General features: G+C 52.0%; 15 protein-coding genes. 6 read left to right on the top strand and 9 right to left on the bottom strand.

The features are described from left to right. Positions 1–66 precede the first annotated feature (66 nt). Positions 67–1,239, top strand: a complete 1,173-nt coding sequence (gene chrA / locus CHB92_RS13615) for a chromate efflux transporter (protein ID WP_089319766.1) — start codon at positions 67–69, stop codon at positions 1,237–1,239. 61 nt (positions 1,240–1,300) lie between these two features. Here the strand turns inward: chrA and rfbA are convergent, their stop codons facing one another. The 4 genes from rfbA to prmC all read right to left on the bottom strand — a co-directional run bounded on the left by rfbA (position 1,301) and on the right by prmC (position 5,429). After that, complete coding sequence (gene rfbA / locus CHB92_RS13610) at positions 1,301–2,161, bottom strand: glucose-1-phosphate thymidylyltransferase RfbA (RefSeq protein WP_089319765.1); 861 nt, start codon at positions 2,159–2,161, stop codon at positions 1,301–1,303. 123 nt (positions 2,162–2,284) lie between these two features. Next, on the bottom strand, positions 2,285–3,334 hold the full coding sequence (gene rfbB, locus CHB92_RS13605) for a dTDP-glucose 4,6-dehydratase (RefSeq protein ID WP_089319764.1): 1,050 nt from the start codon (positions 3,332–3,334) through the stop codon (positions 2,285–2,287). A 9-nt stretch (positions 3,335–3,343) separates the two neighbouring features. Continuing rightward, positions 3,344–4,369: a UDP-glucose 4-epimerase GalE gene (gene galE / locus CHB92_RS13600; RefSeq protein WP_089319763.1), complete on the bottom strand. Its 1,026-nt coding sequence runs from the start codon at positions 4,367–4,369 to the stop codon at positions 3,344–3,346. A gap of 205 nt (positions 4,370–4,574) precedes the next feature. Beyond that, positions 4,575–5,429 (bottom strand): peptide chain release factor N(5)-glutamine methyltransferase, encoded by an 855-nt coding sequence (gene prmC / locus CHB92_RS13595; protein ID WP_089319894.1) that lies wholly within the window; start codon positions 5,427–5,429, stop codon positions 4,575–4,577. 64 nt (positions 5,430–5,493) lie between these two features. On the opposite strand from prmC, the gene ribD reads away from it, so the two are divergent. Beyond that, positions 5,494–6,561: a bifunctional diaminohydroxyphosphoribosylaminopyrimidine deaminase/5-amino-6-(5-phosphoribosylamino)uracil reductase RibD gene (ribD, locus tag CHB92_RS13590; protein ID WP_089319762.1), complete on the top strand. Its 1,068-nt coding sequence runs from the start codon at positions 5,494–5,496 to the stop codon at positions 6,559–6,561. Between the two features lie 57 nt (positions 6,562–6,618). Beyond that, a complete protein-coding gene (locus CHB92_RS13585; protein WP_089319761.1) occupies positions 6,619–7,101 on the top strand; it encodes a GAF domain-containing protein in 483 nt (160 codons plus the stop codon). Positions 7,102–7,302: 201 nt separating this feature from the next. Here CHB92_RS13585 and CHB92_RS13580 read toward each other — a convergent pair whose 3' ends face one another. The 4 genes from CHB92_RS13580 to CHB92_RS13565 all read right to left on the bottom strand — a co-directional run bounded on the left by CHB92_RS13580 (position 7,303) and on the right by CHB92_RS13565 (position 11,329). Then, positions 7,303–7,986 (bottom strand): phosphatidylserine decarboxylase family protein, encoded by a 684-nt coding sequence (locus tag CHB92_RS13580; protein ID WP_089319760.1) that lies wholly within the window; start codon positions 7,984–7,986, stop codon positions 7,303–7,305. A 120-nt stretch (positions 7,987–8,106) separates the two neighbouring features. Continuing rightward, on the bottom strand, positions 8,107–9,381 hold the full coding sequence (locus CHB92_RS13575; RefSeq protein WP_089319893.1) for a Glu/Leu/Phe/Val family dehydrogenase: 1,275 nt from the start codon (positions 9,379–9,381) through the stop codon (positions 8,107–8,109). Positions 9,382–9,485: 104 nt separating this feature from the next. Then, complete coding sequence (locus CHB92_RS13570; RefSeq protein ID WP_245842570.1) at positions 9,486–10,313, bottom strand: phosphatidate cytidylyltransferase; 828 nt, start codon at positions 10,311–10,313, stop codon at positions 9,486–9,488. 53 nt (positions 10,314–10,366) lie between these two features. Then, positions 10,367–11,329 (bottom strand): CPBP family intramembrane glutamic endopeptidase, encoded by a 963-nt coding sequence (locus CHB92_RS13565; protein WP_089319759.1) that lies wholly within the window; start codon positions 11,327–11,329, stop codon positions 10,367–10,369. 53 nt (positions 11,330–11,382) lie between these two features. On the opposite strand from CHB92_RS13565, the gene dusB reads away from it, so the two are divergent. From dusB to CHB92_RS13550, 3 genes are all read left to right on the top strand, one after another. Beyond that, positions 11,383–12,372, top strand: a complete 990-nt coding sequence (dusB, locus tag CHB92_RS13560) for a tRNA dihydrouridine synthase DusB (RefSeq protein WP_089319758.1) — start codon at positions 11,383–11,385, stop codon at positions 12,370–12,372. Positions 12,373–12,578: 206 nt separating this feature from the next. Continuing rightward, on the top strand, positions 12,579–13,415 hold the full coding sequence (locus CHB92_RS13555) for a DMT family transporter (protein WP_444850682.1): 837 nt from the start codon (positions 12,579–12,581) through the stop codon (positions 13,413–13,415). 115 nt (positions 13,416–13,530) lie between these two features. Beyond that, positions 13,531–15,528 (top strand): Na+/H+ antiporter NhaC family protein, encoded by a 1,998-nt coding sequence (locus CHB92_RS13550; protein ID WP_245842566.1) that lies wholly within the window; start codon positions 13,531–13,533, stop codon positions 15,526–15,528. Between the two features lie 57 nt (positions 15,529–15,585). Here CHB92_RS13550 and CHB92_RS13545 read toward each other — a convergent pair whose 3' ends face one another. Beyond that, complete coding sequence (locus tag CHB92_RS13545) at positions 15,586–16,515, bottom strand: GNAT family N-acetyltransferase (protein ID WP_089319757.1); 930 nt, start codon at positions 16,513–16,515, stop codon at positions 15,586–15,588. Positions 16,516–16,558 lie beyond the last annotated feature (43 nt).

Below are 16,558 nucleotides of genomic sequence, written 5' to 3'. Positions count from 1 at the left end.
CAATAGCAAAACATTAAAAAGAGAGATAGCTAAAAGCTGTCTCTCTTTTTTTATTTTTATGGCTTCATGAGCCTGCGCTACTACATCTTTTTGAAAGATACGCTTCTTTTGGCCCTCACCGCATTCGGAGGGCCGCAGGCACATATTGCCATGATGTTCAAGCTGCTGGTAGACAAGCGGCGCTACCTGACGGAGAAGGAGTTGATCGAGCTGAATGCCCTGTGTTCCATCCTGCCCGGCCCCACCTCCACGCAAACCATCACAGCCATCGGCTTTAAGATTGGGGGGCCTAACTTAGCGTACCTCACCCTGCTTGTCTGGATTACGCCTGCTGCCACGATCATGTCCCTGGCGGCGCTGACGATCTCCTACCTGCAAGAACAAGGTGTCTCGCTGGACTTTCTGCGGATCATACAACCGATGGCCGTTGGCTTTGTGGCCTATGCCGCTTATATGATCAGCTTAAAGGTTGTTAACACCAAAACGGCCGTGGTACTCATGGTTATCTCGGCTATCCTGGCATACTTCTTTCACTCGCCCTGGGTGTTCCCTGCCCTGCTGCTGGCCGGCGGGGCCGTAACAGCCTTCCGTTTTAAGCAGCACCCTTTAGAAAAGCACAAGCACCTGCACATCCAATGGGCGAATTTTATCCTGTATGTTGGCGTGCTGGTTACCGCCGCGCTGTTGGGTGCCTACACCTCCTCGCTACCTGTGCGCCTGTTCGAGAACTTTTACCGGAACGGTAGCCTGGTGTTTGGTGGGGGGCAAGTCCTCATCCCGCTGCTGTACACTGAGTTTGTGGATTTTAAGCACTACCTCACAGGCGAGGAATTCTTATCAGGGTATGCCATTGTGCAGGCACTACCGGGCCCTACTTTCTCCTTCTGTGCCTTTATCGGCAATTTAGCCATGCGCCGCTTCGGCCTTATGGGCCAAATGCTCGGTTCCTTTGTGGCGACGGTAGGGATCTTTTTGCCAGGTACTTTCCTGATCTTCTTTGTGATCCGGTTCTGGGATGAGCTGAAAAAGTACAGGGTAGTCCGCGCCTCGCTGGAAGGCATCAGCGCGGTTAGTTCGGGCATGGTGGTAGCTGCCGCCATCCTACTTTACCATCCTGTCCCGAACACCCTGTTTAACTTTGGGATAGTCGTCGTTACCTTCTGTCTGCTGATGTTCACGAAAGTACCGGCACCGGTGCTGGTGCTTACCGGCTTGCTGCTGGGCTTCGCTATCTACTAAAAAAGCATCCGGACAGGTAGCCCCGGCCGGATGCGCAATAGTCTTGTTTAGCTTCGGTCTCTTACTTCAGGATCCGCAACAGGTACTCGCCGTAACCGCTTTTCCGGAGCGGCTCTGCCACGCGCTGCAGCTGCTCTGCGTTTATAAAGCCCATGCGGTAGGCCACCTCCTCTATGGCCCCTATCTTTAGCCCCTGGCGCTCCTCGATCACCTGCACAAAAGTGGCGGCCTGCATCAGCGACACGATCGTTCCCGTGTCCAGCCAGGCCGTTCCCCGGTTCATGATGCCCACCTTCAGCCTGCCCTGCCGGAGGTACTCCCTGTTCACGTCCGTGATCTCGTACTCCCCGCGCGGGCTTGGCTCCAGCCCTTTCGCAATGTCCACCACGTCGTTATCATAGAAATAGAGGCCGGGCACGGCGAAGTTGGACTTGGGCTGCCTGGGCTTCTCCTCGATCGATATGGCCCTGTTGTTTTCGTCGAACTCCACCACCCCATAGCGCTCCGGGTCCTGCACGTGGTAGGCGTACACCACGCCCCCGTCCGGGTCGCTGTTGGCCTGCAGCAGCTTGCTCATGCCTGAGCCGTAGAAGATGTTGTCGCCCAGCACCAGGGCCGCCTTGTCGCCCCCGATGAACTCCTCCCCGATCACGAAAGCCTGCGCCAGCCCGTTGGGCACCTCCTGCACGGCATAGCTGAAGCTGCAGCCGATCTGGCTGCCGTCGCCCAGCAGGCGCTCGAACAGGGGCAGGTCGTGCGGTGTAGAGATGATGAGGATGTCGCGTATGCCCGAGAGCATCAGGGTCGACAGCGGATAGTAGATCATCGGCTTGTCGTACACCGGCATCAGCTGCTTGCTGATGGCGATCGTAAGCGGGTGGAGACGTGTTCCGGAGCCCCCGGCCAGTATAATTCCTTTCATTTTGTTTTGTTGTTCGTTATCCTTTGCTCTTTGTTAGTTCAGCGTTGGCTGTTACCCGTTTAGTGCTGGTTACGGGTCCTTTCCAACAGTCCCCAAAAACGAATAACGATCAACGCACAACGATTAACGATGTGTGTACTGCTGCTCGTAATAGCTTTGGTAGTTACCAGAGGTAACGTTCTCGAGCCACTCCGGATTCTGCAGGTACCAGTCTACGGTTTTACTCAGCCCCTCCTCAAAGGTAACAGAAGGTTTCCAGCCCAGCTCGTTCATCAGCTTTGAGGAGTCGATGGCATAGCGTAAGTCGTGCCCGGCGCGGTCTTTCACAAAGGTGATCAGCTTGCGCGAGTGTCCCTCCTCACGCCCGAGTTTCTCGTCCATCTGGTCACAGAGCAGCTCGATCAGGTCGATGTTCTTCCATTCGTTCACGCCGCCGATGTTGTAGGTCTCCCCTACCTTGCCTTTGTGGAAGATCAGGTCGATGGCGCGGGCATGGTCGATCACGTACAGCCAGTCGCGCACGTTCTCGCCTTTGCCATACACGGGCACCGGCCGCTCATTCTTGATATTGTTGATCGCCAAAGGAATCAGTTTCTCCGGGAAGTGATTCGGGCCGTAGTTGTTGGAGCAGTTGGACACCTTTACCGGCAGGCCGTAGGTATGGTAGTAAGCCCGGACAAAGTGGTCTGAACTGGCTTTGGAAGCGGAGTAAGGGCTGCGCGGGTCATAGGGGGTTTCTTCCGTAAAGAGTCCCTCCTCTCCCAAAGAGCCATAAACCTCATCTGTGGAGACATGATAGAAGAGATGGTCCTGCAGGTTATCTGCCCAGTGCTTGCGTGCCGTGTTCAACAGATTTACCGTTCCGATCACGTTTGTCTGCACGAAGGCCAGCGGATCCGAAATGGAGCGGTCCACATGCGACTCTGCCGCCAGATGAATCACCGCATCGAACTTATGCTCCATGAAAATACCATCCAGATAAGCGGCATCTACAATATCGCCTTTCAGGAACGAGTAATTCTCCCGGTCCTTTACATCAGCCAGGTTCGCCAAATTACCAGCATAGGTCAGTTTGTCGAGGTTGAAGATCTCGTAGCTGGGGTACTTATTTACAAACAGACGCACCACGTGAGAGCCAATAAAGCCAGCACCGCCCGTAATAAGTATTTTCATCTCTTCTGTTTATCTTTTCTGAAGGGATACTTGCCAGTCCCAGGCACTTTTCATAGCTTCCTCCAAGGTGCTGGTTGTCTTGAAGCCCAGTTCCTCTGTTGCCTTCGTTACATCGGCGAAGATCTTAGGCACATCGCCCTGGCGCCGCTCACCTATCTTATAGTTTAACTTTTGGCCCGTAGCCCGCTCAAAAGCCTGTACCGCCTCTAATACAGAGGTCCCTTGTCCGGTTCCTACGTTAAAGAACTCCAGCGCATCTACCTTGCCTTCCAGCAGTCGCGCTACTGCCACCACGTGTGCTTTTGCCAGGTCTACTACATGCACGTAGTCGCGGATATTGGTGCCGTCCGGCGTATCATAATCATTGCCGAAGATGGTGAGTTGTTCCCGGATGCCAGCGGCTGTCTGGGTAATGAACGGCACGAGGTTATTCGGCACCCCTAGCGGCAACTCACCGATCTTAGCTGACGGATGCGCTCCGATAGGATTAAAGTAACGTAAAGCAATGCTCTGCATCTTGCTCCCACTGTTTGCCAGGTCTGTCAGAATCTCCTCGCATACTTTCTTGGTGTTGCCGTAAGGCGAGTTAGCCTTCTGCACGGGTGTTTGTTCCGTTACAGGCAACTGCTCCGGGATACCATACACCGTGCAAGAGGAAGAGAAGACAAGGTTATACATCCTGAATTCTTCCATTATCTGCAAGAGCGTTACCAAGGAGCCCACGTTGTTATGGTAATATTTAAGCGGCTGCTCCACCGATTCGCCCACTGCTTTATAAGCCGCAAAATGAATTACCCCTTGAACGTCCTTCTCCTTTTCAAACACCTGCCGCATGGCAGCTGCGTCCGTGCAGTCCACGCGGTGGCAGGGCACCTGGTAGCCCACGATAGCCGTAATACCTTCCAATGAGCTTTCCTCAGAATTAGAGAAATTATCAACAATTATAGGCTCGTAGCCTGCCTCTACCAATTCCACTACGGTGTGAGAGCCAATATAGCCCGCCCCTCCTGTTACTAAGATCTTTCCTTTTGCCAATGTTTTATGTTTTTATCTTGTAGCTTGTTCTAACGTAAATGATACCCCTGGGTGTCATGCACCTTGCTGTTTCACGTGCCATTGGGCTATTTTGCCCTTAAGCTGCCCACAATCCGCTCCTGATACTCCTCATTTAGGTGTGTTACAAAAGTACGTGTTTGTACTTTACAGACAACATGAAGCTCTTGCACCTTAATCCGCTTAGCTACTTTAGGGCCCGTACTATTCTGTCTTTGCCGAACAGGTCCTGCACGACGGTTGCTTCCAGAAAACCTGTCTGCAGTAATAATTCCTGCACCTGCTTTCCGTAGCGCTCGTTTATTTCGAAGTACAGCTTCCCTCCATCTTTCAAGAGTTCCCAGGCAACTGCTGCTACCCTTCTATAATATTTGAGAGCGTCGGTGTCTGGCACGAATAAGGCCAGGTGCGGCTCAAACTGCAGTACGTTCTGGCGCATCTGCTGTTTCTCCTCTTCCAACACATAAGGCGGATTGCTGGTGATGATATCCAGCGAATCGGCCGGGATACCGTGTACAGGGTCAAATATATCCTGCTGCAGCCAAGTGACAGACAAGTTGTGCTTCTGGCTGTTAGCCTTGGCTACCTCCAGGGCTCCTCCTGACACCTCCAGTCCATATACCTTAGCTGTTGAAAGACTTGCTGCCAAAGCCAGGGGAATGCAGCCGCTCCCGGTGCAGATGTCCAAGACCTGCAATACTTTCTGTCCTTGGTGCTCCTTTAGCACCAGGTCTACCAACTCCTCTGTTTCTGGTCTCGGGATCAGCACCCGTTCGTCTACCTCTAGTTCCAGTCCATAGAAATGGGCCACTCCCAACACGTACTGTACCGGTTCCTGCTTCTGTAGTCTGCTGATGGCCTGATGTATTTGGGCCTCCTGCGCTTCTGTGAGTTCTTCCTGTTGCTGCAGGCTCAGCTGTACCCTTGACTTTTGCAACACGTGCTCCAAGACTAACTGTGCAACAGCCCCCGCCTCTGGTTCAGGATAAGCATCGCGAATGCGTTGACGAATAAGCTGCTGTGTTTTCTGGATTGTAGCCACGAATGTTCTTTCGTTAGTTTTTAGGTATCTTTGCAAAAGTACGTAATACGACACAAGTAGCAAGATGACCTCTTCCGATGAACTGTACATGCGCCGTGCTTTAGAGCTCGCCAAGCTTGGCAGTGGCTACACGAGCCCTAACCCCATGGTGGGCTGTGTAGTGGTGCACGAAGGGCGGATTATCGGGGAGGGATGGCACAAAGCCTACGGTGGACCTCATGCCGAGGTGAATGCCATTGCTGCGGTTGAGGACAGGAGCCTGCTGCCTAAATGTCGTGTTTACGTTACCTTGGAGCCTTGCTCGCACTTCGGAAAAACGCCTCCCTGCGCCGACTTACTGGTTAGCAGCGGAGTAAAGGATGTAATCATCTGCAACACAGACCCCAACCCCCTGGTGGCAGGACGTGGCATTAAGAAACTGTTTGATACAGGAGCACAGGTAAAAGTAGGCATACTGGAAGAAGAGGGCTTTGAGGTGAACAAGCGCTTTTTCACCTTCCACAGCCAAAAGCGCCCTTACCTCTTTCTGAAATGGGCTGAGACAGCAGACGGCTTTATAGCTGCCGCTAATTACCGACAGTTACAGATCAGCGGAAAACTGGCACAGCGGCTGGCCCACAAATGGCGCTCAGAGGAGCAGGCCATTATGGTCGGCAGCCGTACTGCCCTGCACGACAACCCACGCCTGAATACCCGCTTGTGGGGTGGCAAAAGCCCACTGCGGATAGTAATTGACAAGCAACTTTTGCTGCCAGGACACCTGTACCTTTTCGACAAGAGTCAGGCAACGGTAGTGTACAACTACAAAAAGCAAGAGGAGCAAGAGAATTTGTACTACGTGCAATTGAAAGAGGAGGAATTAATGCTCCCACAAATCATGCAGGACCTGTACAAACGGAATATCCTGTCTGTGTTGGTGGAGGGCGGCACCTTTCTACTGGAAAGCCTGCTGCAAGCTAACCTGTGGGATGAGGCAATTGTATTTAAAAGTACAGCCAAAACCTTAGCAGCTGGCGTAAAGGCACCAGCCATGGCTTTCGGTAGCTTGCAGGCAATTCAAACATTAGGCGCTGACCAACTGTTGCACTACCGCAACGGCCCAATAGGCGAAAGACTCTCAGGCAAAGGATAAGTCCTTGCTTGTTGTCGATAAAGCAATAAAACAGTACACAGTCATACAAGATCAAAGATGGCAGAATCACTTATAGTAGACGCAAGTCTTAGCAAAGCGGAAAAATATAAAGCATTACTCCCACAGATAGAGGCACTCGTGACAGGAGAAACAGACCTTATCGCGAATATCTCTAACCTGGTAGCAGCCCTGAAGCAAGGCTTCGGCTTCTTTTGGGTTGGTGTCTATTTCAATAAAGAAGGGCAGCTGGTGCTAGGCCCATTCCAGGGACCTATTGCCTGTACCCGCATCCCTTATCACAAAGGTGTCTGCGGTGCCTGCTATACAAGGCAGGAAACTATTGTGGTACCAGATGTAGAGGCCTTCCCTGGTCATATTGCCTGCAGCAGCGACTCAAAGTCGGAAATTGTGGTACCTGTGATAAAAAACGGAGAAGTAAAGCTGGTACTGGACGTGGACAGCGACAAACTTAACGACTTCGACGAGACAGACCAGCGCTACCTGGAGCAACTCATGAAGCTGGTGGAAAGTTGGTATTAGCTTTTGGACGAAGGATTCCTGGATAGAAGACTTTTAGACAAAAAGCGCTGTATTCAAGTTAGTCAAAACAGGTTTCATATAATGAAGTCGCAAGTTTTCAGCTTACGGTAGCAAAATAAAAAGAGGTCGCTGCAGGTGTTAACTGCAGCGACCTCTTTTTATTTACAGAATGTCTTTAATCCAGGAGTCCTTTGTCTATCGCTATCCAAACAAAGTCGGTGGAGCTGTCTTCAACTGTGCAATTACCGTCTGGCCTCCTTTGGTTTTCTGACCTAGCTCTACTTTTATCTCGGTATCTAATGGCACAAACACGTCTACCCTGGAACCGAACTTGATGAAGCCGAACTCCTCGCCCTGGCTTACCTCATCTCCCTCATTCACATACCACACAATACGACGGGCCATAGCACCGGCAATTTGCCGGAACAGCACCTCCGGACCCGCAGTGGATTCTACTACCACCGTGGTACGCTCGTTCTGGGTGCTTGACTTCGGGTGCCAGGCGACAAAGTAGTTGCCCGGGTGATACTTAAAGTACTTCACGATGCCAGAAACCGGGTTCCGCGTAATGTGCACGTTAATCGGAGACATAAAAATAGAGATTTGCTTGCGCTTGCCCTTAAAGTACTCGGGCTCCTCTACTTCCTCAATCACCACTACTTTACCATCGGCAGGGGCTGTAATCAGGTCTTCGTGCAACAGCAGGTTACGGTACGGGCTGCGAAAAAACTGAAGGATCAGGAGAAAAAGTACAGCGGATACAACTGAGAAAATTCTGTTAAAGGTAACGTTCTCTTCGTTGAAATTGTAGAGCAATAAATTCAGCACCAGCAAGATCAACAGGGTAAAAAATAAGATTCTTCGTCCTTCCTTATGAATTTTCATTAGTATTTTAATTTGCCGCAGGTACTTATATAACTTACAATAGCCCATCCAGTTTCGTGGATGGGCTATTATCCGGCTCCAAAATTATATAATCTTTCTGTTATTCCCTTAAAAATTGTATTAGAAACCGCCGCGATACTTATAAGTCATCGCCACTTTATCGATGGCTACGATGTAAGCCGCGATGCGCATAGGCACGTTGTATTTCTGCGAAGCCGCGTAAACGCGCTCGAAAGACTCGTTCATGATACGCTCTGCCCGCGAGTTAATACGGTCCAGCGTCCACTTAAAGCCCATCCGGTTTTGCACCCACTCGAAATAAGACACCGTTACACCGCCGGAGTTGGCCAGAATGTCCGGGACCACCATAATGCCTTTCTCGTTGATGATGTTGTCGGCCTTGTAAGAGGTCGGCCCGTTTGCCCCTTCCACAATCAGGCGGGCCTGTATCTTATTCACGTTATGGATGGTGATCACGTCCTCCACAGCTGCAGGCACCAGCACGTCCACTTTAGCAGTCAGCAGCTCATCCGGGTTCATTGTCTCTGCCCCTTTAAATCCTTCCAGGCGTCCGTTGTGTGCATTTTTGTATTCTATGGCCTCCTCAATGTCAATCCCGTTGTCATTCCAATAAGCCCCGCTCACGTCACTAATGCCCAGGATCTTCACGCCACGCTCTGCCATCAGCTTGGCAGCCCAGGCCCCCACGTTACCGAAGCCCTGCACTACCGCCGTAGACTTGTTCGGGTCCATCTCCAGCTTTTCCATGGCAGCCATAGCCGACACCATTACGCCCCGGCCTGTAGCCTCCACACGGCCCAGGGATCCACCGAGAACGAGCGGCTTGCCCGTTACCACAGCGTGTACCGTAGACCCTTTCGTTTTAGAGTATTCGTCCATCAGCCAGGCCATCTCGCGTGGCCCTGTACCCATGTCCGGAGCTGGGATGTCCTGGTCAGGGCCAAAGATATCTACCAACGAAGACGTATAGGCTCTTGTCAGACGCTCGATCTCGCCGGCAGACATAGAGTAAGGGTCACAGATAATGCCGCCTTTGGCACCGCCGTAAGGGATATCCACCACAGCACACTTCCAGGTCATCCAGGCAGCCAGGGCCTTTACCTCATCCAGAAACACGTCCGGGGCATAGCGGATACCACCTTTGGAAGGGCCAAGGATGTTAGAATGCACGACCCGGAAGCCTTCGAACACGCGCACCTTGCCATCGTCCATGGTAACGGGCACGTTCACGATCACCTGCCGTGTCGGGGACTTCAGCACGTTGTATGTTTCCTCATCCAACCCTAGCACCTCGGCTGCTATGTTGAAGCGCGACATCATCGACTCAAAAGGGTTTTCCCTGTCCTTGATCGGTGCTGGCTCTTTATATAACATCATCTACTATTAGAAAATTAGTGGTGAGTAATCAATCAGTTATTAATTCCGCGGCAAAGTTGAGAATATTAACCTCAACCTCCTAGAGGCACTACGCAATTTTTTTAGAAGATTTTCAGGAAGGCCACAATAAAGGGAATCGCCATCAGCAGGCTATCGAAACGATCGAGGATACCGCCATGCCCCGGCAGAAGCGTACCTGAGTCTTTCACTCCCATGCTGCGCTTCAGCATGGATTCGGACAGATCGCCGAGTACACCGAAAACGGCCACAATAATGGCCATGCCAATCCACTGGTACAGCTCCAGGTCGATAAGCAAGAGCGACAGCACATAGCTCACGGCCACAGTAAACAGCGCACCGCCTACCCAGCCCTCCCAGGTTTTGCCCGGCGAAATGCGCTCGAACAGCTTGTGCTTTCCGAAGTTCTTTCCTGCAATATAGGCACCCGTATCAGAGGCCCAAATCAATAGCATCAGCCCCAGGATCGGCTGCCAACTGTACTCCCCCTCTAGGTAACCTAAGAGGTGCAGCAGGCTAAAGGGAACACCTACATAAATGGCACCAAGTACAGTAAACGCAATGTTTGTGTACGGGACTGTCTGCTTACGGTACATTTCCCGGATAAAGACCAGAAACAACACCGGCACCGAAAGGTAAAGCACTTCCTCTGGCATCACCTCCTTCTGTACCAGGAACATCGACACAAAGAACACAGCGCCCAACAACATGCCTAAGCTCTTGTTCGGAGCTACTTGCAGCACCCCCACCAGCTTGTAGAACTCGGCCATGCCTAAGAGCATGAGCACCAGAAAAAGCAGGAAATAAGTCCACTCGCTAAAGCAGATGCCTCCTATAAAAACGGCGGCACCCAGCACCCCGACAATGATCCGTTGACTTAAATTACTGAGGGTAGATATCTTTTTGCTCATGCGAGGGAACTGCGTCGGCGCAGCGACAAATGCAGGAATAGGGTTATTGGTAATTAAACTTGCTCATCGTTCGCTGCCTCGGCCATGCTTTCCTCTCTAACGGGCAGGGCTGCAAACTGCTGATAAAGGTAGTAAATGACGGCCGCACTTAGCACAACGGACAGCGCAATGGAGTACAAGGGCATCGCCTCTGTGCTTTCCACGTCTGCATCAATGGCGCCTGTCTGCTGCAGATACAGCATCAGCACAGTAAACCCGTTGTTTACGAAGTGGGCCATGATGGGAACGCTGATCCTGCCGGACCAGAAGTACAGGTAGCCGAAAAGGGCGCCAAGCAAGACCCTGGGCAAGAAACCGAAGAACTGCACATGGATAGCTCCAAAAATAATGGCAGCTACCCAGATAGCCGCATGGGTGTTACCTATCCAGCGGAACAACTGGCGCTGCGTGATGCCCCGGAACACCAACTCCTCCCCAATAGCAGGGATAAGCGCAAATACCAAGAGGCCTACCAGCAGCTGCGGCACCGTTTCAAAGCGGGTTATCATCCTTGTCAGCTCCGCTAGTTGGTCTTCCTGCTCCCGTGCCCAGCGCTCAAAGCCCTCCATAAAAGCCGGGAAGTCAAGCTCAGCGTTCCAGTTGATGATAACCGAATTGGCAGGCATAATCAGGACAATCAGCAGACCGCTCAGCAGCACCAGGCCCACCAGAGGGCGCACTTTCCAGTTGAGGTACGTGTCGATGCCGTAATTGACAGACCGAAGCAGGACAAGTGGGGCTACAATAAAAGAGAAAAACTGCAACACCCCCTGTAGCAAGAGCATTATGGCCGGCCCCTGCGGATGGGCAGCGGGGTTAGCCACGACATCCATCAGCTCAAAAACGCTCACTCCGTAGATCCAGTTTACCAGCAGGCTGTAGATGAAAGTGGCCACGAAATAGCCCCCTGACATGAACACAAGCAACAGCAGCAGCACCCAAAATGGATGTAGATCTTTGGAGATGAAACCTTTCATACAGAAGATTAGGTTTAATTGACGTAAATTTACGCGAAAAAATAGATTTTGCCTTGGTAAAGATAGCGAACATAGAGTTGGGTGAGTTCCCCCTGTTACTGGCACCGATGGAGGACGTGAGCGACCCGCCCTTCCGAAAGGTGTGTAAGGCGAACGGAGCGGATCTGATGTATACGGAGTTTATTTCTTCGGAGGGTTTGATACGCGATGCAGCCAAGAGCGTACAGAAACTCGACATTTTTGATTACGAACGCCCGATCGGCATTCAGATATTTGGCTCCGACATCGAGTCGATGCGGGAGGCGGCCATTGTCTCCTCGCAGGCTGGCCCGGACCTGATTGACATCAATTACGGTTGCCCTGTGAAGAACGTGGCCTGCAAAGGCGCCGGCGCTGCCCTGTTGCGCGATATCCCGAAGATGGTGAAGATGACGGAGGAGATCGTGAAAGCCACCAACCTGCCGGTTACGGTGAAGACCCGACTGGGCTGGGATGAGAATACCAAGTACATTGTGGAGACAGCTGAAAGGCTGCAGGACATTGGTATACAGGCCTTGAGCATCCACGGACGCACCCGCGTGCAGATGTACAAAGGGGAGGCCGACTGGAGCCTGATTGCGGAGGTGAAGAACAACCCGCGCATGAAGATCCCGATCTTTGGGAATGGTGATATTGACTCTCCACAAAAGGCCCTGGAGTACCGCAACCGCTACGGCGTGGACGGCATCATGATCGGGCGTGCCAGCATTGGCTATCCCTGGGTCTTTAACGAGATCAAGCACTACATGAAGACCGGCGAATTGCTTGCGGGGCCGACCTTGGAAGAGCGCGTGGAAGTGTGCCGGCAGCACTTCACGCACTCGCTGGAGTGGAAGGGTGAGAAGCTGGGCATCTTCGAGATGCGCCGCCACTATACAAATTACTTCAGAGGGCTACCGCACTTCAAGCCCCTGCGTATGCGCCTAGTACAGTCAGAGGACATCAACGAGATTTACGACACGCTGCACGAAATAGCGCAGACCATGAGCTACGCAGAAGCATAGCCTGCATTCAGAAGTTAAAGCACTAACAAAGACCGTTTTCTGCAGCTTATACAGAAAACGGTCTTTGTTTTCTGATTCCTGGCTTTTGCTACCACTGCCGTGGCAGCGATATTGATAACACATTACATCCTATAGCCATTAAAACAGCAACCAAACCCGCTCAGGTAAAGACATCAAACGCAACACTTGCCTGGTTCCTGATCACTGTGCTCACTCTTATCTGGGGCTCTTCTTTTATCTTGATGAAAAAGGGACTTGTGGTCTTTTCGTCAGGGGAGGTTGGCGCCCTGCGCATGGCCATCGCCTGCCTCTCGCTGCTTCCTTTTGCTATCCAGCATTTAAGGGCAGTTGCCCCTGATAAATGGAAGTACCTGGCCGGCGCCGGCATGCTGGGCAACTTTATACCTGCCTTTCTTTTTGCCTATGCCGAAACACGGCTGGCCAGCGGCCTGGCAGGGGTGCTGAACTCCCTGACGGCCCTATTCACCTTGCTTATTGGTGCCATGCTCTTTCGGCAGCCTATTACCTGGATGCGCATGCTGGGCATTGTCGTAGGATTTATCGGCACCGTTGTTCTCATTTTCTCCGGCAACGGAAGCACCGACTTAGACAACAAGTACTTCGGCCTGTACATCGTGCTGGCCACTGTCTGCTATGGCGCTAGCGTAAACATTATCAAACACCGCTTACAGGGCACAAAGCCAATCATCATATCCAGTCTGGCCATGCTGCTCGTGGGTCCGCTTGCGCTTGGCTACCTTTTCACAACCGAAGTAACGTACAAGCTACAGCATATACCCGGTGCCTGGGAGGCTTTCATGTACATTGCCATCCTGGCCGTTGTCGGCACGGCAATGGCCCTGGTGCTCTTTAACAAGCTGATCCACATTTCCACGACTCTGTTTGCAAGCTCCACCACCTACCTCATCCCTATTGTGGCACTGATGTGGGGAGTACTGGACGGCGAAACGATACAGCTGTGGCATTACGTAGGAATGGTCGTGATATTGGCAGGAGTGTATATCGTTAACAGGGCCAAGTAAAGGCTGTTCGCTACTAGCTCCACTTGCCTTCCGTGCTCCTCCTCCTTCGGCTAATTTCAGATTTTCCCTTTTTTTTACTTATTTAACGGATTACAAAATCCGTTCGACTTACTACATGAAGCACTACAAGTACTTCCTGAGCCTTTTGTTCCTCCTGCTACTGTCGCTTAAAACACAGGCCCAAGAGGCAATAAATGTGGCTGCCATTGAGGATCTGTCCTTACAGGCCATTAATGATACGGCCTTTAACCTACATACCACCACCGAAGAAGGGAATCTAGTCAAGTTCAGTGGCACTTTGCCTCTCCGAGTTAATGGAGAGCTGGAGGAGGTTGTTTTTATAGAAGGCGAAACGATATTCTCTCTAGCAGAAGAAGCGGAATTGATTCAGGTAACCGCAAACCTGGAAACCCGCAGCCTTGCCCGCCTTTACCGATTAGACGAAGAAGCCGTTGGCGGGGTCCGGGAGTTCCCGATGTGGCTTTCGATCCTGCCTCCGCTAATTGCTATTGTACTGGCGCTTATCTTCCGGGAAGTACTGTTGGCGCTCTTCGCCGGCATCTGGGTTGGTGGGTTTGTGATCTACGGTCTTTCCTTCACGTCCATTTTCACCGGTTTGCTTGCTGTTGGGGATACCTACCTGATGGAAGCCCTGACGGATGGGGACCATGTGTCGGTTATCCTCTTTTCGATGCTTATTGGGGGCATGGTAGCCATTATCTCCAAGAACGGCGGCATGGCTGGCGTTGTGAACCTGCTCTCCCGCTATGCCCGCTCTGCCAGGAGCTCGCAGGTCGTTACGTGGGTATTGGGCGTGGCTATCTTCTTCGACGACTATGCTAATACCCTGATCGTGGGCAACACCATGCGACCTGTTACGGACGGGCACCGCATCTCCAGGGAAAAACTGGCTTACCTCGTGGACAGCACCGCTGCCCCGGTAGCCGCTATTGCCTTTGTAACGACCTGGGTTGGCGCTGAGTTGGGCTACATAAAGGATGCTGCCACCTCACTCGGCATTGAAGAAGGGGCATACTCCCTTTTCTTCCATTCCCTGGAGTATGCTTATTACCCGGTTCTCACATTGGTGTTCATGCTTATGCTGATCCTGATGAACCGCGACTTTGGCCCTATGCACCGGGCAGAGGTGCGCGCCCGGTCTACAGGAGCCGTTACCGCCGTAAGCCTTGATCGGAAAGGACAGGAGAAGCAAGAACAGGAAATGCAGGAGTTCGAACCGATAGACCTTTCCCGTACACGGGCCGTTAACGCCCTCCTTCCAGTGCTCGTCGTAATTTTCGGCACCATGATCGGCCTTTTGTACACCGGCTACGACGCTGCTGTGTGGGCTGATGTTACCCTCGGCTTTTTCCGCAAACTTTCCATTACCATCGGCGACTCTAACTCTTATGTTGCCCTTATCTGGGCATCGCTCAGCGGGGTTATCGTCGCCATCGCCCTTACCGTAAGCCAGCGCATCATGAGCCTCACCGAGACAATGGAGTCTTTGGTCGTGGGCTTTAAAACCATGCTACCCGCTATCCTGATACTCGTACTGGCTTGGTCTTTAGCTGCGGTCACGCAACAGCTCTATACAGCAGAGTATCTGACGTCTCTCTTCTCTGGTAATATATCCCCCCACTTCCTGCCAGAGATTACCTTCTTCCTGGCTGCCATTATTGCCTTTTCTACTGGCTCCAGCTGGGGTACCATGGCCATTCTGTACCCACTAATGCTGCCTGCTGCCTGGTATGTGTGCCAGCTGCAGGGCTACAGTTTAGAAGAAACCATGCCGATCATTTATAATGTGATCTCCGTCGTGCTGGCTGGGTCTGTATTTGGTGACCACTGCTCCCCGATCTCCGACACCACGATCCTGAGCTCCCTGGCCTCAGGCTGTAACCACATCGATCACGTAAAAACCCAGCTCCCCTATGCCGTTACAGTGGCTTTGGTGGCAAACCTTATCTGCACGAACTTATCAAGTTGGGGAGTGCACTGGTTACTGGTATACCTGATAGGGGCGGCTTTCTTATGGGGGCTGATCAAGATACTGGGCAAAAAGAATGAAGCAGAAGTAGTGCCCACTACTACGGCAGAAGCCGTTTCGTAAACGAATAGCAAAACAGAAAAGGCTGCTCTTACCGGGCAGCCTTTTCTGTTTATCTTCCTAGAGCGCGAGTTCATAAAAGTCGTGTACCACCGTGCGCCCCCCGTAGCTTTCTTTGTTCCGGGCCAGCCCCTCGTTCAAGTACTGCCCCTGCTGCTCTGTCGACACGCCGAAGGAGAAGTACTTTTTATGGACATATACTTCTGTTAGTAACCAGTCGGTGAGTACATCCAAGGCGCCGATATCCAGCCCTCTCGCCGTGGCACCGATGTATTGGGCGTGGGCAACGGTAGGGGTTTCATAAATAACTATCCCAGCAACCAATACCCCCACCTCACTTGCCGTGTACAAGCTAATGTTATCCGGGAAGCAGGAGGCCAGGCGTAAGATTTCCGCTGTCGAATGAGCCGGCATGACTTGGTATTTTTCCTGCAGCAACTCCCGCTTTAGTTGCATAAAGCTGTCATAGGCCATACTTTTCTCTAACACTAGTAAGGGAGCCTGCTTTAGTTTACGCTTCCGCAGAACACTGTAGGGCAATCTGTTATTGATGTCCACAACACTGTTTACATCACGCCTGTAAAGCACGGCCTGGTAGCGAAACAAGGCATAGAGATCCTCCTCCGATGGCAGCTGGTGGTAAATGTGTGGGATGGCTTTGTACTTTATGTGCCTTACTCCTTGCCCCTGGTAGTAGGCAAGCATTGCCTCGAACACCTCCAGCATAATACCAGTTCTCATGCGGCCGTCGCTGATCACACCACCGTACGTCAGCCCCCCGTGGCTTTGCACCTCCTGTGCTGTTTGATTGGCAGGCAGCAAGGCAATTAACTTCCCCTTTCGGTAAAAAAGCAGCGAGTGGTCTGTAAACCGGTCTGCATGGTAGTCCAGGTAGTCCCGCTGCAGCAGAAAAGTACCGTTCTTCGAGCTTGCCACAAAGGCATCCCAAACCAACTGATGCTCCGGCGCGTACTTTACGGCTTCTACCATTTTATAAACAGAAGACTACTGAATGAAAGACAAAGGGTAAGGG

The organism is Pontibacter ummariensis, assembly GCF_900188175.1.
GTDB classification, from domain to species: Bacteria; Bacteroidota; Bacteroidia; order Cytophagales; family Hymenobacteraceae; genus Pontibacter; species Pontibacter ummariensis.
This window is presented reverse-complemented; position numbering and strand designations above follow the sequence as displayed.